General features: G+C 67.1%; 8 protein-coding genes. All 8 read left to right on the top strand.

The window, feature by feature from the left end; genetic code table 11:
* The first annotated feature begins 354 nt into the window (after positions 1-354).
* The 8 genes from fliN to flhF all read left to right on the top strand — a co-directional run bounded on the left by fliN (position 355) and on the right by flhF (position 7,688).
* A complete protein-coding gene (gene fliN, locus HBF26_RS16900; RefSeq protein ID WP_167129087.1) occupies positions 355-693 on the top strand; it encodes a flagellar motor switch protein FliN in 339 nt (112 codons plus the stop codon).
* Positions 694-698: 5 nt separating this feature from the next.
* A complete protein-coding gene (gene fliO / locus HBF26_RS16895; RefSeq protein ID WP_240151399.1) occupies positions 699-1,109 on the top strand; it encodes a flagellar biosynthetic protein FliO in 411 nt (136 codons plus the stop codon).
* A gap of 125 nt (positions 1,110-1,234) precedes the next feature.
* Positions 1,235-1,972, top strand: coding sequence for a flagellar type III secretion system pore protein FliP (gene fliP, locus HBF26_RS16890; RefSeq protein WP_240151404.1), 738 nt, complete (start codon positions 1,235-1,237; stop codon positions 1,970-1,972).
* On the top strand, positions 1,969-2,238 hold the full coding sequence (fliQ, locus tag HBF26_RS16885) for a flagellar biosynthesis protein FliQ (RefSeq protein WP_167129083.1): 270 nt from the start codon (positions 1,969-1,971) through the stop codon (positions 2,236-2,238). Before fliP ends, fliQ begins: the two co-directional genes overlap by 4 nt.
* A complete protein-coding gene (gene fliR / locus HBF26_RS16880) occupies positions 2,238-3,005 on the top strand; it encodes a flagellar biosynthetic protein FliR (RefSeq protein ID WP_240151398.1) in 768 nt (255 codons plus the stop codon). Before fliQ ends, fliR begins: the two co-directional genes overlap by 1 nt.
* A 4-nt stretch (positions 3,006-3,009) precedes the next feature.
* On the top strand, positions 3,010-4,152 hold the full coding sequence (flhB, locus tag HBF26_RS16875) for a flagellar biosynthesis protein FlhB (protein WP_167129080.1): 1,143 nt from the start codon (positions 3,010-3,012) through the stop codon (positions 4,150-4,152).
* A gap of 2 nt (positions 4,153-4,154) precedes the next feature.
* On the top strand, positions 4,155-6,266 hold the full coding sequence (flhA, locus tag HBF26_RS16870; RefSeq protein WP_167129078.1) for a flagellar biosynthesis protein FlhA: 2,112 nt from the start codon (positions 4,155-4,157) through the stop codon (positions 6,264-6,266).
* 90 nt (positions 6,267-6,356) lie between these two features.
* A complete protein-coding gene (flhF, locus tag HBF26_RS16865; protein ID WP_167129076.1) occupies positions 6,357-7,688 on the top strand; it encodes a flagellar biosynthesis GTPase FlhF in 1,332 nt (443 codons plus the stop codon).
* The last annotated feature ends 4 nt before the right edge of the window (positions 7,689-7,692 follow it).

The following is a 7,692-nucleotide window of genomic DNA, read 5'->3' as shown; positions in this document are numbered from 1 at the left end:
GGAGTGCGGCGGCCCTAGCTCCCACACGTGCTCGCAGCACCGCCGCTAAAACGGCTTGCCGCACTCCGCTCTCACCTCAAGCCTACCCCGACGCAAAGACACAAGCCGCTTCAGCGGCGATCCGCCGTCAGGCGGCACACCCGCGGGACTGTCAATGCCCCGTCACGGTGACTAACTGCCGTCGAGCGTCAGGTTTCCGTCTGACCTCCCGCGTCACTTCCCGTCCCCCTTCCTGCCTCCCTTTCCAAGTGGTTGATGCGACGTGAATTTGCCGTCGTCATGCGAAGGGAAATCCATGGCACGCGGCTTGCTTCATAGGCTTCGCACCTGGCAACGCCCCTTATTGGAACGGACATGAACGAACCCACCACCCTCGAAGATCCGGATACCGGCACCGACGCCTCGCTGGCATCCTCTATCGGCCTCGGCAGCGAAGTGAACCTCGACGTCATCCTGGACGTACCGGTCACCATGGCCATGGAAGTCGGCCGCACCAAGATCAGCATCCGCAACCTGCTGCAACTCAACCAGGGGTCGGTGGTCGAACTCGACCGCGCCGCCGGCGAACCCCTCGATGTCTTCGTCAACGGCACCCTGGTCGCCCATGGCGAGGTGGTCGTCATCAACGAGAAATTCGGTATCCGGCTGACCGACGTGATCAGCCCGGCCGAGCGCGTCCGCAAGCTGCGGTGATTCCCATGCGCCGTATCGCCGCCGTCCTCGCGGGCGGCTTCCTTCCCTGCGCCCTGATGGCAGCCCCGGCCGCCGCTCCGGCCGTCGATTCCGGGGCGGAGCTGTTTCGCGTGCTGGTCAGCCTGCTGGGCGTGGTCGCCCTGATCTTTTTCGTGGGCTGGCTGAGCCGTCGGGCCCAGGCGCGCGTGCGTCCGGGCGGCAGGAAGATCCGCGTCGTGGAGTCGATGCCCGTCGGCATCAAGGAAAAGATCATGCTGCTCGAAGTGGGCGGCACGCAGCTCCTCGTCGGTGCCTCGCCGACCGGCGGACTGCGTACGCTGCATGTGCTGGATACGCCCGTGAAGGACGATCCGACCGCTCCGGCCCAGCCGACGATCGGCGGCTTTCGCGACGTGCTGTCGCAGTGGAGACGTTGATGAAGCACCGGTCCTCCAGGTTACAGCGCCGTCGTTCCCGCGAAGGCGGGAACCCAGCGACTTCATCGGCGGGGCGGAAGTCGCCGGGCTCCTGCCTTCGCAGGGGCGACAAGTGGGTGACGCTTCTGTTTTTCCTGCTTTTGTTCCTGTTTCCCGTAGCCGCTTTCGCCGCCGATCCCGTCCAGCCGGGCATCCCGGTGCTGAACGTGCAGCCGGGGGCCAACGGCGGCCAGACCTGGTCGCTGTCGATCCAGATGCTGGCGCTGATGACGGCGCTGACGGCGCTGCCGGCGATCCTGCTGATGATGACGTCGTTCACGCGCATCGTCATCGTGCTGGGCTTCCTGCGCCAGGCACTCGGCACGAACAGCACGCCGCCGAATCAGGTGATCCTCGGCCTGTCGCTGTTCCTCACCCTGTTCGTGATGACGCCTGTGCTCAACAAGGCTTATGACGCGGGCATCAAGCCGTACATGGACGGCCAGATGAGCGTGCAGGACGCCCTGCCGCTGGCCGCCGCGCCGTTCCGCCACTTCATGCTGGAACAGACCCGCGAGCCGGACCTCCAGCTGTTCACGAAGCTGGCCGGCGAACAGCCCTACGCCGACAAGGACGCGGTGCCCTACCGGGTGGCGCTGCCCGCGTTTGTTACCAGCGAGCTGAAGACCGCCTTCCAGATGGGCTTCCTGCTCTTCATTCCCTTCCTCATCATCGACCTTGTCGTGGCCTCGGTGCTGATGTCGATGGGCATGATGATGGTCTCGCCGATGATCATCTCGCTGCCGTTCAAGATCATGCTGTTCGTGCTCGTCGACGGGTGGACGCTGCTGCTGGGCACTCTTGCCGGGAGCTTCTTCCAGTGACGCCGGAATCGGTCATCGGATTCGGCCAGCAGGCCCTGCACATCGCCATGCTGATCGGCGCGCCGCTGCTCCTCACGGCGCTGGCCGTGGGCCTGATCATCGGCATGGTGCAGGCGGCCACCCAGATCAACGAACAGACGCTGAGCTTCATTCCGAAGCTCATCTCCATGGCCCTCGTGATGATCATCACCGGCCCCTGGATGCTGCGCACGCTGGTGGAATTCACCCGCACGCTCATCGAGAGCCTGCCCCAGGCGGTGCGTTGATGCCGCTCGACCTCGGCCAGCTCGAAGCCTGGGTCGGCAGTGCATGCTGGGCGTTGTCCCGCATCGCCGGGTTGCTGCTCGTGGCACCGGTGCTTGGCGCGACCACCATTCCGGCGCGCATCCGCATCGGTCTGGCATTGCTGCTCACGATGGCGCTGGCGCCGTTGGCGCCGCTGGACATCCGCCCTCTGTCGGCACAGGGCGTGGCCACGCTGGCGCAGCAGATCCTGGTGGGCGCGTCGCTCGGGTTCATCCTGAAGCTCGTGTTCGAGGCCGTGGCGTTCGGCGGCCAGATCGTGTCGCAGGCGATGAGCCTCGGCTTCGCGGAAACGGTGAATCCCGGCGTCGGCGGCACCACGCCGGTGCTCAGCCAGTTCTACATGATGCTCGTGACCCTTCTGTTCCTGGTGATGAACGGGCACCTGCAACTCATCTCGTTGCTCGCCGACAGCTTTCGCACACTGCCGGTGGGCGAGCAGGGCGTCGGTGCGGACGGTGTGTGGGGCGTGCTCGGCTTCGCCGGCCACCTCTTTACCGGCGCCGTGCGCGTGGCTTTGCCCGCGCTGACGGCCACGCTGGTGGTGAACCTCGGGTTCGGTGCCATCAGCCGTTCGGCCCCCTCCATGAACCTGTTCGCGGTGGGTTTCCCCATCACGATCTGCCTGGGCCTGCTGGCCGTGTGGCTGGCGTTGCGCGCCCTGCCGGGTGCGTTCGATTCGCTGCAGACCGACGCGTGGGAAACCATGCGCGGCCTTATCGGGAGGTAGCGCCATGAGCGAGACCGATAAGGAAGACCGCACCGAAGCCCCTAGTGACAAACGCCTCCGCGAAGCCCGCGAGAAGGGCGATCTGCCGCGCTCGCGCGATCTTTCCACCGCGGTGGTGGTGCTCTCGGGCGTGGCCACGATCATCGCCTCGCGCGAGCAGATGGCCGTGCACGCCGCCAACATCATGCACGTGGGGCTGCGCTACTCGCGCGACGACCTGTTCGCCGCGAACGGCCTCACCCATGCGTTCATGACGGCCGCGGTGGAGGCCCTGAAGCTGCTGGGCCCAGTGTTCGCCGTGACCATGGTGGCCGCAATCGCGGCACCCGCCTTGATGGGCGGGCTCAATTTCTCGGGCCAGGCGCTGATACCCAAGTTCGACCGCCTCGATCCGATCAAGGGCTTTTCCCGCCTGGTATCGATGAACGGGCTGGTGGAGCTGGGCAAGTCGCTGCTCAAGCTGATCCTGATCGGTGGCGCGCTGGTGTGGTTCCTGCGCCGCTCCACCCTGGAGATGTACACGGCCGGTACCGGCCCCGTCGCCAACGGCATCGCCCACGCGCTGGGCATCCTCGGTCATGCCTCGCTCGTCTTCGCCTGCGCCCTTGGCGCCATCGCCCTCGTCGATGCGCCGTGGCAGAAGTTCAGCTTCACCAAGAAGATGAAAATGACCAAGCAGGAAGTGAAGGACGAGCACAAGGAGAACGAGGGCAGTCCCGAGCTGAAGTCGAAAATCCGTCAGATGCAGCATCAGATGGCGCGGCGCCGGATGATGGAAGACGTTCCGACGGCGGACGTGATCGTGACCAATCCCACCCATTTCGCGGTGGCCCTGAAATACGACGAAGACCGCATGGGCGCGCCGCGCGTGGTGGCCAAGGGCGTAGACGTGATCGCCCAGCAGATCCGCGACGTGGCGGGCGGTGCGAAGGTTCCGGTGGTCGAAGCCCCGCCGTTGGCACGCGCCTTGTATCACACGACGGAAATCGGACGCGAAATCCCCTCGGCGCTCTATATCGCCGTGGCCCAGATCCTGGCCTACGTGTTCCGGCTGAAGCAGGCGATCGCCATGGGCGACCTCCCTCCCGATCTCCCGAAGCAGGACATCGACCCTGATCTCATGGGTCCTTACCGGATGGACAACTGACGATGGCAGCCAGCACCACCACCCTCATGGGTACGTTCCGCCAGATCGGCCGCCGCGGCATCGCGGCGCCGCTGGCGATGCTGATCATGCTCGGCATGATGATGCTGCCCCTGCCGCCCTTCGTGCTGGACCTGCTTTTCACGTTCAACATCGCGCTGTCGCTGGTGATCCTGCTGGCGACGATGTACGTACTGCGTCCCCTGGAACTGGCGTCGTTCCCGACGGTGGTGCTGTTCGCTACCTTGCTCCGTCTGGCGTTGAACATCGCGTCCACCCGCGTGGTGCTGCTGCACGGCCACAACGGGCCGGGCGCGGCCGGCAAGGTCATCGAGGCCTTCGGCGAGTTCGTGATCGGCGGCAACTTCGCCGTCGGCTTCGTGGTGTTCGCCATCCTCACCATCATCAACTTCGTGGTGGTGACCAAGGGCGCCACCCGCGTGTCGGAAGTGACCGCCCGCTTCACCCTGGACGCCATGCCCGGCAAGCAGATGGCCATCGATGCCGACCTCAACGCCGGCCTGCTGACGCAGGAGCAGGCTCGCGAGCGGCGCCAGGAAGTGCGCGAGGAAGCGGATTTCTACGGCTCGATGGACGGTGCGTCGAAGTTCGTGCGCGGCGACGCCACTGCGGGCATGCTCATCCTCGCCATCAACATCATCGGCGGCTTTTTCATCGGGATGCTGCAGCACGGCCTCTCCGCTGCCGAAGCCGCCCGCACGTACACCCTGCTGACCATCGGCGACGGCCTTGTCGCCCAGGTGCCGGGTCTCATGCTTTCCATCGCCACCGCGGTGATCGTCACCCGCGTGTCGAAGTCGCAGGAGATGGGCAAGCACGTGATGGGGCAGCTGTTCGGCCAGCCGAAGGCGCTGGCTGTCGCGGCGGCCGTGCTGGGCACGATGGGGCTCATTCCCGGCATGCCGAACCTGCCGTTCCTCATCCTGGCTGCGATCGCCGGCTTCGGTGCGTGGAAGCTGCACCAGAACCAGCTGCTCGCGGCGGCGGGCCCGGCGGCCGGTGCCGGTGCCCCCGGCACGGAACTGGCGCTGGAGTCCGCGCCGCCCGCCGAGCGCCTGGAACTGTCGTGGGAAGACGTGGCCCAGGTGGACACCATCGGCCTGGAAGTGGGCTACCGGCTCATCCCGCTCGTGGACAAGGCCCAGGGTGGCGAACTCATGGCGCGCATCAAGTCCGTGCGCCGCAAGCTGTCGCAGGAGCTGGGCTTCCTGGTGCCGTCCGTGCACATCCGCGACAACCTCGACCTGGCGCCGCACGGCTACCGCATCTCGCTGATGGGTGTGCCCATGGGCGAGGCGGAGATCCACACCGAGCGCATGCTCGCGATCGATCCGGGCCGCGTGCACGGCACGATCAACGGCATCGCCACCCGCGATCCGGCATTCGGCCTCGACGCCGTGTGGATCGAGCCCGGCCTGCGCGAGCACGCGCAGACGCTGGGTTATACCGTGGTGGATCCGGCCACCGTGATCGCCACGCACCTCTCGCACATCCTGCAGAACCATGCGCACGAGCTCATCGGTCACCAGGACGTGCAGCAGCTGCTCGACCGCCTGGCCCAGCAGACGCCCAAGCTGGTGGAAGACCTGGTGCCGAAGCGCCTGTCGCTGGGCGTCGTGGTCAAGGTGTTGCAGAACCTGCTGGCCGAGCGCGTGCCCATCCGCAATTTCCGCGGCATCGTCGAGTCGCTGGCCGAGCATGCGGGCCAGAGCCAGGACCCGGGCGTCCTCGCCGCCGCCGTGCGCGTCACCCTCGGCCGGCAGATCGTGCAGGAAATCGCCGGTCTCGGCACGGAAGTGCCCGTCATTACTTTGGCGCCGGAACTCGAACAGATCCTGCTGCAGTCGCTGCAAGGCGGCGGCCCTGCCGGCGCGGCGGTCGAACCGGGGCTGGCGGATCGTCTTCAGCAGAGCGTGGCCGACGCTGCGCGTCGCCAGGAAGCGGCGGGCGAACCCGCGGTGTTGCTGGTGTCGCCGGCGCTTCGTCCGTGGCTTTCACGCTTCACGCGTCATGTGGCCCAAAACCTGCATGTACTTGCGTACAACGAGGTTCCGGACAACCGACGCGTCAAGCTGGTGACGGCCCTCGGGCGGTAAGCAAAAAGACCACGCGCCGATCGGGCGCGGAACCAACAGGCAAGCGGCGTCACGGGATGAGGGCGCCAGGACGAGGGAAGGATAGAAACGATGAAAATCAAGCGATTCGTTGCGCCGGACATGCGCCAGGCCATGCGCCAGGTGAGGGACGAGCAGGGTCCGGACGCCGTGATCCTCTCCACCCGCCGGCTCGATGACGGCATCGAGATCATTGCCGCCCTCGATTACGACGAAGCACTGGTGCGCGAGGCGGGTTTCGGCTTCGACCAGCCGAAGCGCGACGAGTCGCCGATGCGCGCCGTGCGCGACGAGGCCGAGCGTGCCGCCCGCATCGATCAGGCGCGTGCCGCGACGGCCGCCGCCGTGGAACGCGCGACGAAGTCGGGCGCGCCCGCCGCCGCGAACGCACCGCAGCGCCAGTCGAGCGCGGCGCTGGCCGCCAGCGTGGCCGACGTGGTTCGCGCCGCCACCGTCATGCCCAACAACGACGCCGCCGTGAACGGCGTACGCGCCGAGATCAACAATCTGCGCGAGATGCTCGAAGTCCAGCTTTCCACGCTCGCCTGGAACCAGATGGACCGCGAACAGCCGCTGCGCGCCCGCGTGCTGCGCGAGATGACCCGCCTTGGCATCGACGGCGACGTGGCGCGTGCACTGTGCGCCGAGCTGCCGCCCGGCATGACCTCCGACCAGGCGCGCTACCTCCCGTTGGGCCTGCTCTCGCGCAACATCCGCACGAGCGGCCGTAATTTCGACACGGTGGGTGGCGGCGTCACCGCGCTCGTGGGTACCACGGGCGTCGGCAAGACCACCACGATCGCCAAGCTCGCCGCGCGCGCCGTGCTGCGCCATGGGGCGTCGAACGTGGCACTCATCAGCGCCGACCAGTACCGCATCGGCGCCGGTGCCCAGCTCGAACACTACGGGCGCCTGCTCGGCGTTCGCGTGTTCAACGCGCACGACGCCACCAGCCTGCGCAACGTGCTGCTTCAGCTGCGCGGCCGGCACACCGTGCTGGTGGACACGGCCGGACTGGCCGGCAACGATCCCAAGCTGCAGCAGCAATTCGATACCTTGCGCGCCACGTCGGACGTGCGCGTGTGCCTGGTGCTGGCAGCCAATGCGCAGGCCCAGGCCATCGACGGCGCCATTCGCGCGTATGCGCCGCTGGCGCCGCAGAGCGCCATCCTCACCAAGCTCGACGAGGCACCGCTGATCGGCGGCGCACTCTCGGCCCTGATCCGCCACGACATGCCGCTGGACTACACGACGGACGGGCAGCGCGTGCCCGAGGACATCGCCACGGCGGACGCGCGCAAGCTGGTCTGCCTGGCCGCGCAGCTGCTGAAGCAGCGCAACGAAGAACCCGACGACGCCGTGCTGGCCGAACGTTTCGGCACGGCGACCCCGGCCCTGGCCTGACGGC

Source organism: Luteibacter jiangsuensis (assembly GCF_011742555.1).
GTDB classification, from domain to species: domain Bacteria; phylum Pseudomonadota; class Gammaproteobacteria; order Xanthomonadales; family Rhodanobacteraceae; genus Luteibacter; species Luteibacter jiangsuensis.
Note: the sequence above shows the minus strand (reverse complement) of the source record. Positions and strands in the feature narration are given on the sequence as shown.